Genomic DNA, 20,154 nt, shown 5'->3' on the forward strand with positions numbered 1-20,154 from the left:
GGCGCCGAAACCCGCAGCCCCCAGTACGGATGACCGCAAGATGAACACCCAATCCAATCACATCGAACGTCTGTTGTGCGCACGCCGCCAAAGCCAGGGTACGGGCTGGCTCCATGGCCTCGCCCTGGTTCCGCTGGGCGCGCTCTTCGCGTTGACCCCCTTGGCCGCGAGCGCCCAGGCGGTGGAGCGTGCGCCCCTGGCGCAGGCGGCAGGGGCGCCCGGGGCGGGGCAACCGCAGGACGTGGCCGCAACCACCACGGCCAAGCCGGTGGTCAGGCCCGGGCAGGTCCTGTCCCTGCCCGGCGGAGGCCGGGTGTGGGCGACCGAAGACCCGGCCAACCTCAGTCCGCAGATGAACGTCTCGGGCCAGAGCATCGCGGGTCTTCGAGACGACCGGCTGGTCGAAGGGCTTAGCTTCAACGTCAGCAACAACTACGCCAGTTTCATCGAACGCATGGAGCTGCTCATCTACAGCGGGCGCGACACCGATCTGGTCAAGCCGCTGGTGCGGCTGCCCGTGCCGGTGAGCGGGGAAGGGGTGATCCAGTGGGACGGCCAGTTGCCCGCCGGCCACCGGTTGCGGCCGGGCGACACCCTGGTCTATCTGGTGCGGGCCTATGGCCAGGGTGGACAGGCCGACGAAACCCAGGCGCGCACGGTGCGCCTGTACACCGAGGAAGAGTGGCGTGTCGCCCGGGAGCAGCTGATCAGCCAGAGCAATGAGCTGGCCGATGGCTTCACGCTGGACCAGCGCCTGGCGCGCGAGGCGCAACTGGTCAACGGCCTGGTGAAGCAGAACATCCCGCTGTCGGGTTCGATCGTGCGCATCTTTGGCCAGGACATCCCCGACCAGGCCGGCATCCGGATCAATGGCAAGAGCGCGGCCATCGACGTCAACCAGCGCTTCGTCTCCGAGTTCCTGCTCCCGATCGGCGCGCATGCGCTGACGATCGACGTCAACGGCCTGCCGGGCCAGCCGGTCTTCACGCGCCATCTCGACGTGAACATCAGTGGCGAGTACTTCTTCATGGTCGGCATGGCCGACTTCTACCTCTCCAAATCCCAGGTCACGGGCAACATCGTGCCCGCGGCCGCGGAAGATGGCTTCGACCAGGAGCTGCTCAAGGAAGGGCGCCTGGCTTTCTATCTGAAGGGCAAGATCCAGGGCAAGTACCTCTTCACGGCGCAGGCCGACACCGAAGACCAGGAACTCAACAACCTGTTCCACGACTTCTTCAAGGCCACGCCGCAGGACATCTTCCGTCGCCTCGACCCCGATCAGTATTACCCGGTGTATGGCGATGACTCCACCAGCTACCGCGACGCCGACAGCGAGGGCAAGCTCTACCTGCGCCTGGACTGGGACAAGAACCAGGCGGTGTGGGGCAACTTCAACACCGGCATCAGCGGTGGCGAGTTCAACCAGTACAACCGCACCCTCTATGGCGGTGCGCTCAGGTGGCGCAGCAACGAGACCACGCCGTACGACGACCCCAGGTCGCAGCTCAGCGTTTTCGCCTCAGAGTCCCAGACCGCCAAGGGCTACAGCGAGCTGCTGGGCACCGGGGGAAGCCTGTACTACCTCAAGCACACCGACATCCTGCGCGGCTCCGAACAGCTGCGCATCGAGGTGCGTGACACCGTCACCGGCCAGGTCGTGCAGCGCGGTCGCCTGGCCTATGGCACCGACTACGAAATCGACTACATCCAGGGCCGCATCATCCTGAGTCGCCCGCTGGGGCGCAGCGAATTGGACAGCGGCTTCGGCATCGTGCGCCTGAGCGCCGACGGCGATTACGAAAACCACCTGCTGGTGGACTACGAGTACGTGCCCGAGGGCTCGGAAAACCTGGTCGCGGGCGGGCGGGGCCAGGTCTGGGCCGGCGACCACGTGGCCGTGGGCGGCACCTACGTGTCGGAAGAGCGCGCCGGTGACGACTACCAGCTCCATGGAGTGGACCTGACCTTGCGCGCCGGGCGTGGCACCTACCTCAAGGCCGAGGTGGCACAGAGCGAATCGACCCAGGCCAGCGTGCACTATTCCGACAACGGGGGCCTGACCTACACCGACCGGACCGCCGAGGTGGAAACCGGGCCACGCTCCGGCCAGGCCGTGGGGGTCGAGGCCAGGGTCAACCTCAACGAGCTGGGCTGGACGCGGGAGAACGTGAGCGCCGGGGCCTGGTACAAGGACCGCGAGGCCGGTTACTCCACGGCGCGGGCCGAAACCGGGGGGCTGCGCAGCCGCGAGTCCGGGGTCGAGACGATGGCCGAGGTGGGCACCGATCTGGACGTCGGGGCACGCCTGAGCCGCCGCGAAGTCGAGGGGCAGAACCGGCTCGACCAGGTCCAGCTGGTGAGCAACTGGTACCTGGACGAGAAGCAGAGCCTGGGGCTGGAGCTGCGCCAGGTTCGCAGCTCCGAGGCCAGCGAAGAGTTTGCCGACCCCGACGCGCAGGCCGGCGCCGGCGTGGGCACCGCGACCTACGCGGGCCTGCGCTACAAGCGCAAGCTCAGCGGCCGCACCGAGGCGTACGGCTTTGTGCAGAGCACGCTGCAAAGCGACGAAGGGTTGAAGAACGACCGCTACGGCGTAGGGGCGACCCGGCGCTTTGGCGAGCGCTCGTCCGCCACCGGCGAGGTCTCCACCGGCACGCTGGGGCTGGCCGGAAAGCTCGAAGGCAGCTACTACCTCACGCCCGACTACAACCTGTACTCGCGCTACACCTATGCCCACCAGCCCGGCGACATCTTCGGCAGCGAGTTCCTGGAGGACGGGGCCGGTCGCACCTTCTCGGTGGGGCAGCGCTGGAACGCGGGCGGGGGCCTGAGTCTGTTCCAGGAGGCGCAGCTGAGCCACCGGGCCGATGAAGACGGGCGGGGCCAGAACCTGGGTCTGGACTACAACGTCGCGCGGCACTGGCAGCTGGGCTTCCGCTACGCGCAAAGCCGGATCGAGCACGCCGCGGGTGGCGAAACCACGCGCCGCTCTGGCACCGTGCTGGCCAGCTACAACGACAACCGCACCAGCTTCACGCCGCGCTTCGAGGTCCGGCGCGACCGGGGCGCGCAGTCGCGCGACCAGTACCTGCTCAGCGTGGGCCTGAAGCACAAGTTCAGCGAAGACTGGCGCACGGCGGTCCGCCTCAGGACCTCGCTCACCCAGGACAAGCTCTCCAGCGTGGACGAAGCGCGCTTCACCGAAGCCAACTTCGGGCTGGCCTACCGCCCCGCGGGCAACAACCGCTGGGCCTGGCTGGGCAAATACACCTATGTGTACGACCTGGGCGCGCTGACGCAGGTGTCGCCCACCTCGGGCGTGGCCAACAACGAGGTGGACCAGCGCGCGCACATCCTCGCCAACGAGCTGCTCTACCGCATCAACCCGCTGTGGGAGGTGGGCGGCAAATACGCCTACCGCAACGGCGAGTTGCGCGAGGGCCGCAACACCGGCGCCTGGTACAAGAACACCCGGCACTTCGCCGCTGGCCAGGTGCGCATGCACATGCTCCAGTCCTGGGACGCCCTGGTCGAACACCGCTGGCTGAAGACGGTGCAGGACAAGAACACGCGGTCGGGCTGGCTGGTGGGCGTGGACAAGCAGATCACCCCCTATTTCCGTCTGGGGGTGGGCTACAACTTCACCAGCTTCAGCGACGACCTGCGCCACACCGACTACCGCTTCAAGGGCTGGTACCTCAACGCCGTGGGCGTCTATTGAGGGGCGGGGGGATGTGAGCTTCTGAGCTCTTGAGGGTTACCGCAGAGGAGGGTGGCCCCAACGGCACAGGGCCCGCCGTCGCAAACCGCGACGGCGGGCCCTGTGGTTTCAGCGCTACCCCGTCAGCGCACCTGGGTCCAGTTCTGGTTGTTGCCGCTGTGGCAGGTCCAGGTGATCAGCGGGATGTCCTGTGCCGTCGAGTTGTTCGGCACGTCCAGGCAGGCGCCCGACGCCCGGTTGCGGATGGTCGATCCCACCAGGCTCCACTGCGCCGTGTTGCCGCTGTTGCAGGCCAGCTGAACCACCCCGGCGCCGCTGGTCACCGCGCTGTCCTGCGCCAGGCACAGGTTGCTGTGCTGGGCGACCAGTTGCACGTAGCCGTCGGCGACGTTGCGCACCGCGAAGGTCTCGTTGCTGGCGGTGCCGCAAGGCCACTGGATGGCGACTGTGCCGCTGGCCTGCGAGACCCCCCGGATGTTGACGCACAGCCCGCTGTGGTTGGAGCGCAGGCGCGTGCTGACCTCCGACGCGGTGTCCTGCGAGCGCACGTAGTCGGCGATCGCCTGCTGGTCTGCCGCGGGCAGGCCCGAGGCGTTGCCGTGGCCGCCCGCGATCACGTCCAGCACGCTGGCCTTCTGGCCGTTGTGCATGTAGGACTTCGCGGCCCAGCTGCCGATCAGCGTGGGCGTGTCGAAGCCCACACCGGCCAGCGGCTGGTTCATGCCCAGGCCGGACGACGGCTGGATCGTGCCCACGTCGTGCCGCAGACCGTCGCGCAGGGTGCCGCCCGAATGGCAGCTCGCGCAGTTGGCGCTGGCGAACAGGGTCTGCCCGCGCGCCGCTTCCACGGTCAGGCTGCCGTTGGCTGTGCGCACCGGGCTGCGCATGAACTTGTTCAGCGAGCTCAGGTAGGCCGCCAGATCGTCGAGCTGGGTGCTGCGCCCGGCCTTGGGCGTGCCCAGCGGGTCCTGCGTGACGGCAAAGTCCGCGTCGCTCAGGAAGCCCGTGCCGCCGAAGGCGTTGCGCATGTCGTTCTCGAAGTCCTGCACCTCGTCGAAGTTGGCGCTCCAGTGCAGCTTGCCGTGGCCCAGGCCGGCCCGACCCTGCAGGCTGATGGTGCGGCGCAGGCCCTCGCCGCGCTGGGTGAAGTCCCACACCATGCCGTCGTCCCCACCGTCGGCGTGGCAGCTGGCGCAGGACATGTAGTTGTCCTTGCTCATGCGCCGGTCGGCCGCGTTGTAGAACACCAGCTTGCCGCGCAGCGCCGCGGCGGCCATGGGCTCCTGCGCCACCGTGGGGACGTGCTGCAGGAAGACCGCGGCCGCGCTGCGCGAGGCCAGCACGTCGGCCACGTCGTGCGCGGTGACCGAGCGCGCCAGGAAGTTGTTGACGAACAGGCGCTTGCGCGAGGCGTCCAGGTACAGGCCGTGCGGTGCGCTGCTGGCGCTGATCTCGCCGCGCACGGCGTGGCTGTAGGCGTCGACGATGGCGACGTTGTTGCCCTCCATCTGCGCCACGAACAGGTAGTCGCCGGCCGGTGAGAAGAGGGCGGCGCGTGCCGGGGCCCGGTCGTCGAAGTCGATTTGCTCGCCCGCCACGTGCGTGTTTTGCGAGAGGTCGACCTGCGACAGGATGGAGCGCACCGTCTGGTCGTGCTCCAGGTCGCTGCCATCGCGGAAGCGCCCGCGCACGATGTTGTCCTTCTTGCCCGGCAGCACCGCGCGGCCGCCATCGGGCGAGATCACCACCTGGCTCAGGTAGTTGGCCACGCCGCGTGCGCTGTTCTCGGTGTCCACCGTGGTGGTGTCCACCGGCAGCGCGATGGAAGACAGCAGGCCCATGGCATTGAGGTTCACCTTGTGCAGCTGCCCACCCGTCATCTTCGACTTGAAGCGCGTGATGTAAGCCGTCTGCGAGTCGGCCGCCACCGCGATGCCACGCAGCTCGCCCTCCAGGGCCAGCGTGCCCGTGGTGTTGCCGCTGGTCGGGTCGAAGCTGATCAGCGTGGACTTGCTCTCCAGCGTCAGCAGGCCCTTGGCGCCGTTGGGCGTGAAGGCCACGCCGTAGGGGCCGCTGCCGTAGGGCAGTGCCACCGTGGTGGAGAGGCTGCCGTCGGCCGGGTTCAGGGCCACCAGCTTGTCCTCGCCCTGCACCGTGACCCAGATGCGGCCGTCGGGGCCGCGTGCGAGGGTCTTGGGCTCGTCGCCCACGCGGATCTCCCAGCGCTTGGTGAGGGCCTGTGCATCGATGGCGGCGACGGTGCCGCTGTCGGGGTTCACCGCGTAGACGCTGCCCGCGTCGCCCACGATGTTGCTCGAATGCGTGGGCGCGGTGGCCGTCACCGGGAAGGTCACGGTGACGTTGTAGGTGTAGTAGGTCTCACGGCCCGAGGCGTCGCGCACCGTGAGGGTCACGGTGTAGTGGCCGGGGCGGTTGTAGCTGTAGGTGGTGCCCAGCTGGCTGGAGAAGGCCGTCTGCGTGCCGTTGCCGAAGTTCCAGCGGTAGGTGAAGCCGCTGCCGCCGCCCAGCTGGGGCGGGTTGAACGTCAGTTGGCCGTTGACCATTTGCGGGCCGTCGCTCAGGCCCACGTCGCCGACGAGGGCCTGTTGCTGCAGAGCCGTGACGTCGGCATCGCTGAGTACCCGACCGTAGACCCGCACGTCGGCCAGGCTGCCACGGAAGAAGTCCGTATTGCCCTGCATCTGCCCGAGCAGGGTGAACCGGTTGAACAGGCCCTTGGTGCCCGTGAGGCCGGTGGAGCTGGTCTTGATGCCATCGACGTACACGGCCTGCGCGCCCGTGGTGGCGTCGCGCGTCATCACCACGTGGTGCCAGTTGCCGTCGTTCACCGCGGCGTTGGAGCGGGTGCCGGGGTTGTTGGTCGCCGCGTTGCCCACCGACAGGTTCAGGCGGCCGGTGTTGTCGATCCAGCCCCAGAACACGTCGTCCGCGCCGCCCACCTGGTCGCGTCCGAAGATGCCGGGTGCCGTCCAGGCGTTGGCCGAACCGGCCTGCGTGGTCTTCATGTAGAAGGCCAGCGAGGCGGTGCCGCCCAGCGCGCTGGCCACGCTGTCGTTCTTGAGCGTCACGCCGCCGCTGCGCTGCGCGAAGTTCAGGCTGATGCCGTCGAACTGGTCGACCGCCGAGGCCGTGCCGTTGTTGGCGCCGACTTCATCGGACAGCCCGCTTGCCAGGGGCCAGTGGTTCATCAGGCCGATGTCGTTGGCGGTACCGGTGTTGAAAACGGCGCGGTACTCGGCGGCGATGCCGTTGCCCGCGTAGTCCTTCACACCGCCGGCCGTCAGCAGCAGCTCGTAGGCGGTGCCGGCCTCCAGAGGCTGCGCGGGGTGGAAGTTGATGATGCCCAGCTGCACGCTGTAGGTGCCCGCCAGCGCGTTGCCGTTCACCGGGCGCACGATGAAGGTGCTGGCGTTGACGCTCTCGGGCAAGATGCTGTCCGAGAGGCCAACGCCGATGCGCGATGTCATGGCCTGCTGTTTGGCGCCGTTGGCCGGTGAGGTCTGCTTGACCGTCGGCGGCGTGGTGTCGCGCTCCGTCTGGTGCACGATGAAGCCGCTGCCCGAGCCGTGGTCGTTGCCGATGAACACCAGGTTGCCGAAGGGCGCGACCTGGCCGTGGTCGGAGTGCGAGAGTTCGGGGTCGCTGGCCTCGAACAGGCTGCCCTGGCCCACCTCGACGTGGTTGAGCGGGTTGCTCACGTCCACCTTGTGCACCTTGGTCTGCGCGCCCTGGAACACGTAGTGGTCCTGCGTGCCGCAGTACAGCTGCTCGTCGATGACCAGCCGGTTGTCCTCGGCCACGAATTGGGTGCGGTCGCTCAGGTCGTAGCTGTACATCTTGGCGCCGCCGCCGCGCGCCGAGGCGTGCAGGCTCTTGCCGTCGTAGCAGGTGGCGTAATAGAAGGCGTTGGACCCCACGGTGTCCAGCACCTTGGGGTTGAGCGGGTCGGAGATGTCCAGGCTGGCGAATCCGTCGCTGTTGTCCATCGAGGTCAGCACCATCTGGTTGCCCATGGTGAAGATGGGCCCGACGCGGAAGCCCCCGAGCTCGCCGGTGGGCACCGGGTTGGGCCTGCCGGCGCCGCGGTTGGCGATGAAGGCGTTGAGCGGATCGCGCGCGTCCACGATGTAGATGCCGTCGTTGGCCGAGGCCACGTACAGGTACGGTGCCTGCCACCACAGCTGCCAGGCCACGTTGGCGTAGTCGCCACCGTTGACGGTGGGCAGCGCCAGCTTCTTGACCTGCTGGATGTTGTTGATGTCGGTGAAGTCCCAGAACTCGACGCCCTTGATGCTGGGCACCACCACGTACTGGCGGCCACCGATCTTCGCGGTGCCGAAGGAGTGGGCCTCGCGGAACTCCTGGGTGCGGCCCTCGGGCTCGTAGATCTTCTTGACGAGCTGGATGGCGCGCGGGTCGGACACGTCGTACAACAGGAAACCGCCAGGGCCCAGGCCGCTGTCGGGCGCGAAGGAGGTCAGGAAGTAGCCGTTGATCATGATGCCCACGTTCAACCCGTAGGCCTTGCGGCCGGGGTAGGTGGCCGGCACGTCGCCCGATTCACGGGTGATCATGGAGACCGGCTTGAACAGCTCGGTCGAGGAATAACTGAGGTTGCCAAGACCCGGTCCCTGCAGGGGGAGCGGTTCCTCTGCGGCCAGCGTGACCGCGTCCGCCATGGTGGAGAGGGTGGTCATGGGGCTGACCCCCGTGATCGCCGCGTGCGTCAGCAATGTGACGAACGGCAGCAAGATTGCCATCAGGTAATACCGGGTTTTCATCGTCGTCTCCAGGTTGTTAGACGTTCTTCATCAATCCATGTGACAGGCCGCTGACCATGGCGTGCAGGCACGCCTCGCCGGTGGCGTAGGGTCACCACCGGCCGCAGGGCTCTCTCTCTTTCTTCTCTTCTTCTCTTCCTCGGCGCTGGCTGGATCAGGCCTGCGCTCTGCCTGTCAAGGCACCGGTCGCCCAGGCGCCCACGATCACACCATCGAGAGCATTGGGGACTTACTTCTTTCTCTGTACGAATAGGTTGCGACGCGCATCCTCGGGATGTGCGAAGGTGACCGAGGAATTGCGCACCAGTCCCACCACCAGCATGTTCTGGCTGATCGCCTCCTTGTCCTCTGGCGAGAATGGCTTCTCGTACGTGGCGACCACGCCGTAGTAGATGCGGTGGATGTTTTCCAGCGCGTTCTTTACGGTCGGGCCACTCAGGTCACCGTTGCGGATGCCCAGCAATGCATAGGTCAGCAGGTAGGTAGCGTCATAGGCCTGAGCCGCTGCCACTGGCACACGGATGCGAGACATGCTGAACTTGCGGGCATACGTGCTGAGGAATGCGGCACGGCGCTCGTTGCTCGGCTCGGCGATGAAGGTTTGCGCCATGAGCGAGCCTTCCGCGCCGCCATAGGCACCATCGATGTAGTTCGGGAACGAGAGTGGCCAAGCGCCAACCTGAGGCACTTTCCAGCCCATGATCTTGCGGCCGTTGGCGATGGTTGCGGCCTCGGGGCCCACGGCGTAGCTCAGAATGACATTGGCGTTGGCAGCTCTGGCCTCGGCCAACTGCGCCGTGACATCCTTCGCGCTTGATGCGACGCGGGCCACGTACACAGGTTTTACGCCCTGCTGCGCCAGGGCTTGGGTTGTGTCGTGCAAACCGGCATCGCCATAGTCCGTGGTGTCGGCGAACACTGCCACCCGGTTCCAGCCACGTTTGAGAATATCGTCGACGATGAACGACGCTTGGATCGCATCGCGTGCGGAGGTGCGGAAGATGAAGCTCTGCGCCGGCGGGAACTTTGTCGTGAGCGGCGTGCCCGTGGCGCACGGGATCAGGAGTGGCACCTTCGCTTGCTGGAAGACGTCCACCACCTTCATACCCACTCCGTTGTCGCAGACGCCGATCGTGGCCACCACCTTGTCGGCCACCAACTCTTTGGCGGCTGCCAAGCCCTTCTCGGGATCGGCGAAGTCGTCCTTGATGTCGAGTTCCAAGGGGCGGCCCAGGTAGCCGCCAACCGCATTGATCTCGTCCACAGCCATGCGGATGCCATTGAGCATGGTGGTGCCGACGTCGGCTGACCCGCCAGTGAAAGGGCCGATCACGCCGATGCGCACCGGGATACCCTGTGCCAGTGCGCCAGCCGAAAACAGCGCTGCCGCGAGGATCCAGGGCGTTTTCATGGGTGATCAGGCCGGAGTGGATTCGTACAGGCCCCAGGCCTCGGAAGCGCTCGCGCCGCGGTGGATCATGGCCATCAGCGCGCTCACCACCGCCGAGGGGTTGGCGTGCTGGTACACGTTGCGCCCGTAGACCATGCCCGAGGCGCCCTGGTCCATGAGCACGCGGGAGCGGGCGAACACCTGCTGCAGGTCTTCGCGGCCGCCACCGCGCACCAGCACCGGGCAGCGCGCGGCCTGCACCACGCGGTGGAAATCGGTGGGGTCGGTGGTCGGGTCGGCCTTCACGATGTCGGCGCCCATCTCGCGCGCCAGGCGCACCAGGGTGACGATCTTCTCGGCGTCGCCGTCGACCATGTAGCCGCCCTGGGCGCTGTGCGGGCGCATCACCAGCGGCTCGATCATCAGGGGCATGCCGTAGCGGTCGCAGTCGGCGCGCACGCGCGCGATGTTCTGCACGCACTGGCGGAACAGGTCCGGCTCATCGGGCAGCATGAACAGGTTGACCACGACGCAGGCGGCATCGCGCTGCACGGCGGGCAGCACCGGGTCGTGTTCGTTCTGCAGCACGGCCCACATCACGCGGTGCGCGGTGGCGTTGTAGGGGTTGCCCATGTCGATGCGCATCACCAGCGCCGGCTTGTTGCGGCCCGGGCGGTCCTGCAGCAGGTCCGATTGGCCATAGTTCAACTGGATCGCGTCAGGCCCAGCGGCCACCAGCTTGTCCATCACCTGGGGCATGTCTTCCAGCCCGTTGAGGAACGAGGGCTCGTTGCACACGCCATGGTCCAGCGCGATATCCAGGCAGCGCCCGTTGCTCAGCAAGCGGTTCAGGCGCGCGGTCTTGTCCTTCGACATACGAAGAGGTCCTTTGAAAAGAGGGGGGGGGAAGAAGAGGGGGTCAGGCGAGTGCCTGCAGGTGCCGGGCCGCGGCCTCGTCGATGCGTTGCACCGCCTCCTCGGGCAGGTCCAGCGCGCCGGCCGCCGCGTTCTCGATGGCCTGCGGGCGCACGCGCGCGCCGCACAGCGCCACCGACACGCTGCCGCGCGCCAGTGTCCAGGCGATCATCAGCTGGCCGAAGGAGCAGCCGAGCGGCTGGCGCACCGGTTCCAGTTCGTCGAAGAAGGCCTTGAGCCTGGCGCGGTTGGCAGCGCTGAAGCGCGGGTTGCTGGCGCGCTGGTCGTCGCCCGTGAATTCGCGCGCGGGGTCGATGGGGCCCGCGAGCAGGCCCAGCGCCAGCGAGGAATAGCCGAGCACGGCCACGTTGTGCCGCTGGCACAGGGGCAGCAGCGTCTGCTCGATCTCGCGGTCGATCAGGCTGTAGCGCTCCTGGGCCGCGTCCACCGGGCCATAACGCAGGTACTCGGCCAGCGTCTCGGGGTCCACATTGCTCACGCCGATGGCGCGGATCTTTCCCTGCCGCTTGAGCGTGAGCAGGGCGTCCATGGTCTCTTCGACCGGTGTCGTGCTGTCCTGCCAGTGTGTGATGTAGAGGTCGATGTAGTCGGTCTGCAGGCGCTTGAGGCTTTCTTCTGCCTCGTGAAAGATCGACTCGCGGCCGAGGTGGCGGTACACGGGGTGGCCGTCTTCGTCGAAGAAGTGCGTGCCCTTCTGTGTGTGCCACACCAGTCCGCACTTGGTGGCGATCACCGCCTCGTGGCGGCGGCCCTGGAGCGCGGCGCCCACGATGCACTCGGAGGCGCCCAGGCCATAGGCCGGTGCGGTGTCGATCAGCGTCACCCCGGCGTCCAGCGAGGCGTGGATGGCCTCGGTGGCACCGGCGCTGTCCTGGCCGCCCCACATCCAGCCGCCCATGGCCCAGGTGCCCAGGCCGATGGCCGAGCATTCGATGCCCGAGGGGCCGAGGGTGGTGGTCTTCATCGCTGCGTTCATCACGGCGTTCATCGCTTGGTCTTTCGGGTATTCATGAGGTGGTCGATGGTCACGGCCGCGAGCAGGATCAGGCCCTTGATCACGTCCTGCCAGTACGGCGACACGTCCAGCAGGATCAGCGAGCTGGTCACCACCGAGAGCAGGGCCAGGCCCAGCACGGCGCCCAGCACCGTGCCCGAGCCGCCTTTGAGGCTGGCGCCGCCGATCACGGCCGCGGCGATCACGTTGAGCTCCATGCCGATGCCGAAGGTGGGCGTGGCCGCGCCGAAGCGCGCGGTGTAGATCACGCCGGCCAGGCCGGCCGACGCCGCGCACAGCACCGTCACCCAGAACTTCACCCGGCCCACGCGGATACCGGAATACAGCGCCGCCTTTTCGTTGCTGCCGGTGTAGAACACGCGGCGCATCAGGCTGGCGCGGCGCAGCACGAAGTCGCTCACCACCACGATCACCAGGAAGATGATGATCACCGCCGGCATGCCGAATACCGTGCCCTGGCCGATGAACTTGAACGATTCCGGCAGCGAGAACAGCGACTGGGGCGTGCCCTGCGTGAGCGCCAGGCTCAGGCCGCGCACGATCACCATGAAGGCCAGCGAGGCGATGAAGTGGTTGAGACCGATGCGTACCACGCAGCCGCCGATCATGGCGCCGATCATGGCGCTGGCCGCAATGGCGATGAGTCCGGCCGTCCAAGGGTCGAGCCCCATCAGAAACAGCTTGCCCGTGACCACCATCGCGAAGCACACCACCGAGCCCACCGACAGATCGATGCCGCCCACGATCAGCAGGATCGTCATGCCCACCACCACGATGCCCTCGATGGAGAACGAGAGCAGCATGGCCCGGATGTTGTCCCAGGTGAGGAAGTAGGGCGAGGCGAAACTCATGCCCACGCACAGCACCGCGATGATGGCCAGCAGGCCCATCTCGCGCATGCTGGTGAGCTTGTGTCCGCCCGGCTTGCCGGGGCCTCCCTGTTGCGCCGGGCGCGGGGGATGCAATCCAGCCACGGGGCCGGCGTCCAATTGTGCGGGGTGATTCATGCCATCTCCTCTTGTTCCAGACCCGAGGCCAGCCGCAGCAGGGCCTCTTCCGTCATGTCCTTGCCTTGCACCTCGCCCGCGACGCGACCGTCGCGGATGACCAGTGCCCTGTCACACAGCCCGATGATCTCGGGCAGTTCCGAGGAGATGACCACCACGCCCACGCCCTGGCAGGCCAGGTCGCGCAGGATGTGGTGGATCTCCGACTTGGCGCCCACGTCCACGCCGCGCGTGGGCTCGTCCATCAGCAACACGGCGGGGTTCGTGGCCAGCAGCTTGGCGATGGCCACCTTTTGCTGGTTGCCGCCCGAGAGGCTGGCCACCTCGATCTGCACGCCGTCGGACTTGAGCCGCAGGCGCGCGCCCAGCTCCTGCGCCAGCCGGTGTTCGGTCGCGCGCTGCAGCAGACCCCAGCGCGAGCTCACGCGTTGGAGCGCCATCGAGGCGATGTTCTGGGCGATCGGCAGGTCCAGGTACACGCCAGCGGCCTTGCGGTCCTCGCTGAGGTAGGCGATGCCTTCGCGCAGCGCGTCGCTGTACTGGCGGATCGTCACCGCCTTGCCGCGCAGGCGCACGTCGCCGCCGGTGGCGGGCCGCAGGCCGCACAGGGTCTGCGCGAGCTCGCTGCGCCCGGCGCCCATGAGCCCCGCGATGCCCAGGATCTCGCCGCGCCGCAGCGTGAAGGACACACCGTGCACGCGTTCGCCGTCGGCCAGGTTGTTCACCTCCAGCACGTGTTCGCCGCGGTCGACCTCCTGCTGCTTGGGCGGGTAGTAGTTGCCCAGGTCGCGCCCGACCATGCGGCGCACCAGATCGTCCGCGTTCAGTTCGGCCAGCGGGCCCGAATGCACGTTGCGCCCGTCGCGCAGCACCGTCACCCGGCTGCAGTGCGCGAAGATCTCGGCCATGCGGTGGCTGATGTAGATGATGCCGATGCCCTGGTCCTTCAGGTCGTGCAGCACCCGGAACAGGGCGGCCGACTCGTTGTCGGTGAGTGCGGCGGTCGGCTCGTCGAGGATCAGCACCTTGCAGTCCAGCGTGAGCGCCTTGGCGATCTCGATCAACTGCTGGCTGGAGATGGAGAGATCGCACACGCGGGTGGCGGGGTCGATGTCCTGGCCCAGCCGCTGCAGCACCTGGGCTGCGCGTGCGTTGAGGCCGGCGTAGTCCATCCACGCCTGCCGGCCGGCGTTGATCTCCGGCATGAAGATGTTTTCGGCCACGGTGGCGTCGCCGCACAGCGCGATCTCCTGGTGCACCAGGCCGATGCCCAGGCGCATGGCCTGGGCCGGGCCATCGATGACCACCACTTCGCCGTTGAGCACGATCTCGCCCGCGTCCGGCTGGTGGATGCCATCGATGATGTTCATCAGCGTGGACTTTCCCGCGCCGTTCTCGCCGCACAGGGCGTGGATCTCGCCCGCCTGCAGCGAGAAGTCCACGCCCGAGAGCGCATGCGCGGCGCCGAAGCGCTTGCCGATGCCGCGCAACTCGAGCAATGAAGGGCCCATGGCGTGGCTCACTCGTTGATGCCCTTGGTGCCGCGGCGGGTGAGGTACTTGTCCCAGTAGAAGTCGTCGGCGTTGGCCTTGCTGACCACGGCCAGGCCGTTGTCCAGGAAGGGCACGGACATGGGGTTGGTGCCGTTGCGCTTGGCGTCGTTCATCGGGTCGATGAGGCCGGGGTTCTTCGCCAGGAACAGCATCATCATGCCCATGTAGCCCTGCATGCCCTGGTTGGGGTTGATGGCGCCGAACACGTCGCCGGACTTGATCATGTCCAGGATCTTGGCGTTCACGTCGCAGCACATCACCTTGATGTTCTTCTTGGTCTCCACCTTGGCCTGCGCCGCGCCCAGGGCCGAATTGGCCTCGGGCATGAACAGGGCACCCAGGTTGGGGTTGGCCTGTGCCAGGCTCTGCACCGCCTGGTAGGCCTTGTTCGGGTCTTGGTTGCTCGCGGCGCGGCCCACCAGCTTCATGCCGGGGTGCTTGGCCTTCATGCGGTTGATGAAGGCGGCGATGCGGCGGTCGTGGTTGTCCTGGCCGGGGTTTTCCAGCACGGCGTATTCGCCCTTGCCACCCAGGGACGCGGCGATGGCGTCGGCCGCCTGCGCGCCTTCGCGGTCGTTGTCCGAGGTGATGAACGAGGTGCGCTTGGAGTTGGGCGAATCGGCCGCGAATGTGACGACCGGGATGCCCATGGCCGCGGCGCGGTTGATAGGCTCGATGAACGGGTCGGGGTTCATGGGGTGCAGCAGGATGCCGGCGGGCTTGCGGGCCAGCTCCTGCTCGAACGAGGCCAGCTGCTTGTTCACGTCGTACTCGGGCGTGCCGGAGTAGCGCGTCTTCACGCCCAGCGTGCGGCCGAGCTGCTTCATCATTTCGTAGACCGGGAACCAGTACTCCACGCCCGAGACCATCACGTTCATCACGTAGACGTCGCTGGGGTTGCCGCGCAGACCGGCGCCTGCTGCTGCGGGTTGCTGCGCGAAGGCGCTGGTGCCGGCCAGGCCGATACCGGCGGCCGCTGCGGATTTCAGGAAATTACGTCGCATGTGGGTCTCCTCTTTGTTGAGTGGTGCTGCTGGCAATGCCGTTCTTTCGATGGCGGCGGTGGGTTCGGTGGTGTCACACAGTTGTTATGACAGGTGGACTATAATTCAGGCCGAACCAGCCAGGTAGTTAGGGGAAACACTACTGGATGAATCCGCTGGATGAGCGGAAGCTGTTATGACATGAAGACCAAGATACTCATCGGAATCGACCTCGGCTCCAGCAGCCTGAAGGCCCTGGCCCTGGAGGCCGTCAGCGGCCGCACGCTCGCGCTGTCGCGCATGCCCCTGCAGCACCACCGGTTGCCCGGCGGTGGCTGTGAGCTGGGCGCATCCGCCATCCGCGCAGCCCTCTCCACGGTGCTGCGCGACGTGGCACACCAGCTCGGCCCGCGCGTGGGAGAGGTGTGTGCCATCGGCTGCACGGGACACGGCGCTGGGCTCTATGCGCTCGACGCGCGCGACGAACTCGTGGTCGGGCGGGCCGTGGCCTCGACCGACCAGCGCGCCGACGCGCGGGCTTCGTCCCTGGCGCGCCAGCGCGGCCCGCAGCTGTGGGCCGACGTCGGTTGCCAGCCCTGGCCGGGCCAGCCCACCGTGATTGCGTCGGAACTGCTCGGCGCCGACGCGGTGCGCAGCGGCGCCTTGCGGCGCCTGATGTTCGCCAAGGACTATCTGGGCTTCCTGCTCACCGGTGAGATCGCCACCGACGCCAGCGACGCGAGCACGGCGGGGCTCATCTCCGTGGCCACCGGCGTCTGGTCGCCCCTGGCCTTCGAGGCTTCGGGCATCGCGGACCTGTCGCCGCAGGCCTTCGGGCCGCTGGTGCCCAGCGGCGAGGCCTTTGGCACGTTGCAGCCTTCGGCCGCCACGGCGCACGGCCTGCCCGCGGGGATACCCGTGGCCATGGGCGCCATCGACCTGTTGGCCTCCATGACCGCCATCCGCGCGCAGGAGCGCGGCCGCGCCGTGTCGGTGCTGGGCACCTGGTGCGTGAACGCCGTCATCGGCCCGGTGATGGAGCCCCGGCCCGACGTGGCGGCCATCGTGCATTTCGGCCCGCGCGACCAGCGTCTGTACATGGAGAACAGCCCCTCGTCGATGGCCAACATCGCCTGGCTGGCGGGTGTGCTCGGCCTGCCCGATGCGCGCGCGGTGGTGGACCTGGCGATGTCGGTGCCCTTTGGCGCCGGGGGCCTGCGCTTCCTGCCCTTCGTGAACGGCGGCGCGGGCGTGACGGCCGGTTTCGTCGGCCTCCAAAGCCACCACACACGTGGCGACATGGCGCGTGCCGTGGTCGAAGCGGTCGCGGCCTTGCATGCGCGCCACACGGCCCGTCTCGCCACGGCGGGCTTGCCGGTCGCGGCAACCACCGTGCTGGGCGGCGGCGCCAGCGACGCGCGCCTGGTGCGCCTGCTGGCCGGCCTGCTGGGCCGTCCGGTGGAGCGCTGCGCCGATGACGAGACCGGCGCGCGTGGCGCCGCGATCTACGCCGCGATGTCGCAGGGCATCGCCACCGAGCCCCTGCGCGCGCCCTGCGACACGGTTGAACCCGATGCCGCCCAGGCGCGGGCCCACGCGGACTTCAACGCCGCCTTCAACGAACTGATAGCCACCATGTCGCCTGTGTTTGACCATCTGGCGGACCGCCCGCCGAGCACCGCCCCCACGCCGCCCCAGGCCCTGTGCGCGCCTGCGCAGAGCGCGGAGGTGTCGCCATGAGCGCCGCCGGGCCGTTCCCAAGACGCTCAGCCCCCGCAGTGCACAGCACGGAGGGTCGTCCAGTGAGCCGCATGCCGCCATTGCCTTTCGTGCGCCCGGCCGCTGTGGCCGGCCGCCATTTCTCCACCGTGATCGTGGGCGCCGGCATCAACGGCGTGGGCGTGTTCCGCGACCTCGCGCTGCAGGGGGTGGATTGCCTCATCGTCGACAAGGGAGATTTCAGCGCCGGTGCCAGCAGCGCGCCCTCGCGCATGATCCACGGCGGCCTGCGCTACCTGGAAAGCGGCAGCTTCGCGCTGGTGGCCGAGTCCACGCGCGAGCGCAACCTGTTGTTGCGCAACGCGCCGCACCTGGTGCAGCCCTTGAAGACCGTGGTGCCGCTCTCCAGCTTCTTCGGCGGCCTGATGAGCAGCGCGCTCAAGTTCTTCGGCCGCACGCCGCCCCAGCGCACGCGCGGCCTGCTGGCCGTGGCGGCGGGGCTGCGCCTGTACGACCTGTTGGGCCGGCGCCAGCGCGTGATGCCCAATCACCGCATCGGTCGCGTGCAACCGGCCGACCGCCGGTTGTTCCGCTCGGCCGTGCGCTGGACCGCGACCTTCTTCGACGCCTGGATCAGCCACCCCGAATGGCTGGTGCTGGAGCTGATCCGCGATGCCTGCCGCGACGAGCCCCGCTCGGTGGCCACCAACCACTGCCGCGTGATGGGTTGCGCGGGCAAGACCCTCACGCTGCGCGACGAAACCACGGGTGAGACTGTTTGCGTGACGGCCGATGCCGTGGTCAACGCCAGCGGCGCCTGGCTGGACCGCAGCACGGCGCTGCTCGGCGGCGTGGTGCCGCGCGTGATGGGCACCAAGGGCTCGCACCTGGTACTCGACCACCCCGCGCTGCGCGACGCGCTGGAAGGGCGCATGGCGTATTTCGAGGCGCTGGACGGGCGCGTGTGCATCGTCTACCCGTTTCTGGACCGGGTGCTGGTGGGCTCCACCGACATCCCGGTGGACGACCCTGACCAGATCGCCACCGAGCCCGCCGAGGTGGACTACCTGCTGGAGGTGCTGGGTGAGGTGTTCCCCAACCTGGCCTTCGACCACAGCGACGTGGTCTACACCTACGTGGGCGTGCGGCCGCTGGCGCGCTCGGACGCGGACAAGCCCGGTCAGATCTCGCGCGACCATTCGGTCGTTGTCGACCCACCGTCCGCTTCGCGCGACGTGCCGGTCGTGGGCCTGGTGGGCGGCAAATGGACCACTTTCCGGGCCCTGGCGGAAGAGGCCACCGACGAGGTGTTGCGCCTGCTGGGCCGCAGCCGCAGGGCTTCCACGCGGCAACTGCCCATTGGCGGCGGGGCGGACATGCCGCAGGGCGCGCAGGCGGCGCAGCGGTTTGTCGAGCGCATCGCCCAGGATTCGGGCCTTTCACCTGCGCGAGCCCAGGCGCTGCTGGCCCGCTACGGGTCCCACGCCTGGCGCATGGCGCAGGGCTTCAAGGTGGCGGGTGACGTGCCGCTGCAGCATGCGCCCGATTATTCGGCGGCGGAGCTGGCGTACCTGTGCACCGAAACCGGTGTGATCCACCTCGACGACCTGGTGATCCGCCGCACGCTGCTGGCCATCCGCGGGCGGGTCACGGACGCCGTGCTGGCCGAGGTGGCCGGCGTCGCGGCCCTGGCCCTGGGCTGGGATGCCGGGCGTGAACACCGGGAACTGCACAATTGCGCCACCGCCCTGCGTGAGCGCCACGGCGTGCGCCTGGCCCCCGCAGCACCCGACACCGACGCGGCGCCGGTTTCCCCTGCACCATTGACCATCCAACCGGCCCTGAGCCCGTCCTGACGTGAACGCTCCGAACGACACCCCAATCCTGCTCGACCGCAACTCCGAATCGCCTCTGTGGGCGCAGTTCCGCGATGCGCTGCGCCTGCAGATCCTGCAAGGTGTGCTGCCCATCGGCGCCAAGCTGCCGTCCGAGGCCGAGCTGGGCGAGCAGTTCGGCATTTCGCGCATCGTGGTGCGCGAGGCGCTGGCCGACCTGGTGCGCAACAACCTGATCTACAAGATCAAGGGCCGCGGCGCCTTCGTCGCGGCGCGCGAGCGCGACGAAGACTTCGTCTCGACCGTGCTGGGCTTTTCCGACGAGATGGAGCGCAAGGGGCGCTCGGTGCGCACCCAGGTGCTGGCGCAGCAACTGCGTGCGCCGACCCCGCAGGAGATCCAGGCCTTGGGCCTGACGGACGACACCCAGGTGGTGGCCTTGAAGCGGCTGCGCAGCGTGGACGGCGAGCTGCGCTTGCTGGTGGACACCGTGGTGCCGGCCGACCTGGCTCCCGGGTTGCACCGCATGCGCCTGGACGACCGTTCGTTGTACGACGTGCTGCGCCGTCAGTACGGCGTGCGCCTGGTGCGTGCCGAGCGCTGGATCGACGCGGTGCTGCCCGATGCCGAAACCTGCGAACTGCTGCAATTGCAGCAACCCGAGCCGCTGCTGCGCATCGAGTCGATCGCCTACGGCGCCAACGGCCGGCGTCTGGAGTACTACAACGCCTTGCACCGCTGCAAATCCAGCCGGCTGCACGTGCAGACGACCACGTAGCCGAGTCGGCTACCCGTTCACCACTGCCCGCTTTCCATGCGGATCGCGACCTCACAGTCGTCAAAGATTTCCAGCTTCGCGATCTTCACGCGCACGCCGATCACGCCCGGCAACAGCATGAGCCGGCGCGTGAGCTTGCCGATCAGGCTCTCCAGCAGGTTCACGTGTTCGGCGGTGCACTCGTCGATGATGATCTGGCGCACCTTGCGGTAGTCCAGCACGTGGCCGATGTCGTCGTCGTGCGGCAGCAGCGGCTGGGTGCCCTGGTTGAGCTCGGCGTCCACCTGGATCGGCTGCGGCGCCGTCTTCTCGTGGTCCAGGATGCCCAGATTGGCGTCGAAACGCAGGCCGGTGAGGGCCAGGATCTGGGTGCCGGCTTGGGGCGCAAGGGGTGTGTTCATCTTGGATGGGGCCT

The 20,154-nt window shown here is 68.0% G+C and carries 12 protein-coding genes; 4 read left to right on the plus strand and 8 right to left on the minus strand.

The genetic code is table 11. The annotated features are described in order from the left end of the window. The first annotated feature begins 40 nt into the window (after positions 1-40). Positions 41-3,721 (plus strand): TonB-dependent receptor, encoded by a 3,681-nt coding sequence (locus HTA01S_RS11555; protein ID WP_068171222.1) that lies wholly within the window; start codon positions 41-43, stop codon positions 3,719-3,721. Between the two features lie 122 nt (positions 3,722-3,843). On the opposite strand, the gene HTA01S_RS11560 is transcribed toward HTA01S_RS11555, so the two are convergent. The 7 genes from HTA01S_RS11560 to HTA01S_RS11590 form a co-directional block, all read right to left on the minus strand. Beyond that, positions 3,844-8,523, minus strand: a complete 4,680-nt coding sequence (locus HTA01S_RS11560) for an Ig-like domain-containing protein (protein WP_068171225.1) — start codon at positions 8,521-8,523, stop codon at positions 3,844-3,846. Between the two features lie 229 nt (positions 8,524-8,752). Beyond that, positions 8,753-9,934, minus strand: coding sequence for an ABC transporter substrate-binding protein (locus HTA01S_RS11565; protein WP_068171228.1), 1,182 nt, complete (start codon positions 9,932-9,934; stop codon positions 8,753-8,755). 6 nt (positions 9,935-9,940) lie between these two features. Next, entirely contained in the window at positions 9,941-10,789 is an 849-nt protein-coding gene (locus HTA01S_RS11570) for a class I fructose-bisphosphate aldolase (RefSeq protein ID WP_068171231.1), read from the minus strand. Positions 10,790-10,832: 43 nt separating this feature from the next. Then, complete coding sequence (locus tag HTA01S_RS11575) at positions 10,833-11,837, minus strand: aldo/keto reductase (protein WP_084236044.1); 1,005 nt, start codon at positions 11,835-11,837, stop codon at positions 10,833-10,835. Further along, positions 11,834-12,871 (minus strand): ABC transporter permease, encoded by a 1,038-nt coding sequence (locus HTA01S_RS11580; RefSeq protein WP_068171234.1) that lies wholly within the window; start codon positions 12,869-12,871, stop codon positions 11,834-11,836. The genes HTA01S_RS11575 and HTA01S_RS11580 overlap by 4 nt, the downstream gene beginning before the upstream one ends. Next, on the minus strand, positions 12,868-14,382 hold the full coding sequence (locus tag HTA01S_RS11585; protein ID WP_068171237.1) for a sugar ABC transporter ATP-binding protein: 1,515 nt from the start codon (positions 14,380-14,382) through the stop codon (positions 12,868-12,870). The genes HTA01S_RS11580 and HTA01S_RS11585 overlap by 4 nt, the downstream gene beginning before the upstream one ends. Positions 14,383-14,390: 8 nt before the next feature. Next, positions 14,391-15,428: a substrate-binding domain-containing protein gene (locus HTA01S_RS11590; RefSeq protein WP_068171240.1), complete on the minus strand. Its 1,038-nt coding sequence runs from the start codon at positions 15,426-15,428 to the stop codon at positions 14,391-14,393. 180 nt (positions 15,429-15,608) lie between these two features. On the opposite strand from HTA01S_RS11590, the gene HTA01S_RS11595 reads away from it, so the two are divergent. The 3 genes from HTA01S_RS11595 (at position 15,609) to HTA01S_RS11605 (ending at position 19,739) form a co-directional block, all read left to right on the plus strand. Continuing rightward, the gene (locus HTA01S_RS11595) at positions 15,609-17,147 is read left to right on the plus strand and encodes an FGGY family carbohydrate kinase (RefSeq protein ID WP_068171242.1); all 1,539 of its coding nucleotides are present in this window, start codon (positions 15,609-15,611) and stop codon (positions 17,145-17,147) included. A gap of 71 nt (positions 17,148-17,218) precedes the next feature. After that, positions 17,219-18,982 (plus strand): glycerol-3-phosphate dehydrogenase/oxidase, encoded by a 1,764-nt coding sequence (locus tag HTA01S_RS11600; protein ID WP_068171246.1) that lies wholly within the window; start codon positions 17,219-17,221, stop codon positions 18,980-18,982. Position 18,983: 1 nt separating this feature from the next. Next, positions 18,984-19,739: a GntR family transcriptional regulator gene (locus tag HTA01S_RS11605; protein WP_068171249.1), complete on the plus strand. Its 756-nt coding sequence runs from the start codon at positions 18,984-18,986 to the stop codon at positions 19,737-19,739. 17 nt (positions 19,740-19,756) lie between these two features. Here the strand turns inward: HTA01S_RS11605 and HTA01S_RS11610 are convergent, their stop codons facing one another. Further along, entirely contained in the window at positions 19,757-20,140 is a 384-nt protein-coding gene (locus HTA01S_RS11610) for a dihydroneopterin aldolase (RefSeq protein ID WP_068171254.1), read from the minus strand. Positions 20,141-20,154 lie beyond the last annotated feature (14 nt).

This window comes from Hydrogenophaga taeniospiralis CCUG 15921, assembly GCF_001592305.1.
GTDB classification, from domain to species: Bacteria; Pseudomonadota; Gammaproteobacteria; order Burkholderiales; family Burkholderiaceae_C; genus Hydrogenophaga; species Hydrogenophaga taeniospiralis.

Bases quoted from the DNA above. Each gene is read 5' to 3' on its own strand.
- HTA01S_RS11610 (WP_068171254.1), bottom strand. From the start codon at position 20,140: ATGAACACACCCCTTGCGCCCCAAGCCGGCACCCAGATCCTGGCCCTC.
- HTA01S_RS11575 (WP_084236044.1), bottom strand. From the start codon at position 11,837: ATGAACGCCGTGATGAACGCAGCGATGAAGACCACCACCCTCGGCCCC.
- HTA01S_RS11570 (WP_068171231.1), bottom strand. From the start codon at position 10,789: ATGTCGAAGGACAAGACCGCGCGCCTGAACCGCTTGCTGAGCAACGGG.
- HTA01S_RS11590 (WP_068171240.1), bottom strand. From the start codon at position 15,428: ATGCGACGTAATTTCCTGAAATCCGCAGCGGCCGCCGGTATCGGCCTG.
- HTA01S_RS11585 (WP_068171237.1), bottom strand. From the start codon at position 14,382: ATGGGCCCTTCATTGCTCGAGTTGCGCGGCATCGGCAAGCGCTTCGGC.
- HTA01S_RS11565 (WP_068171228.1), bottom strand. From the start codon at position 9,934: ATGAAAACGCCCTGGATCCTCGCGGCAGCGCTGTTTTCGGCTGGCGCA.
- HTA01S_RS11595 (WP_068171242.1), top strand. From the start codon at position 15,609: ATGAAGACCAAGATACTCATCGGAATCGACCTCGGCTCCAGCAGCCTG.
- HTA01S_RS11580 (WP_068171234.1), bottom strand. From the start codon at position 12,871: ATGAATCACCCCGCACAATTGGACGCCGGCCCCGTGGCTGGATTGCAT.
- HTA01S_RS11600 (WP_068171246.1), top strand. From the start codon at position 17,219: ATGCCGCCATTGCCTTTCGTGCGCCCGGCCGCTGTGGCCGGCCGCCAT.
- HTA01S_RS11555 (WP_068171222.1), top strand. From the start codon at position 41: ATGAACACCCAATCCAATCACATCGAACGTCTGTTGTGCGCACGCCGC.
- HTA01S_RS11560 (WP_068171225.1), bottom strand. From the start codon at position 8,523: ATGAAAACCCGGTATTACCTGATGGCAATCTTGCTGCCGTTCGTCACA.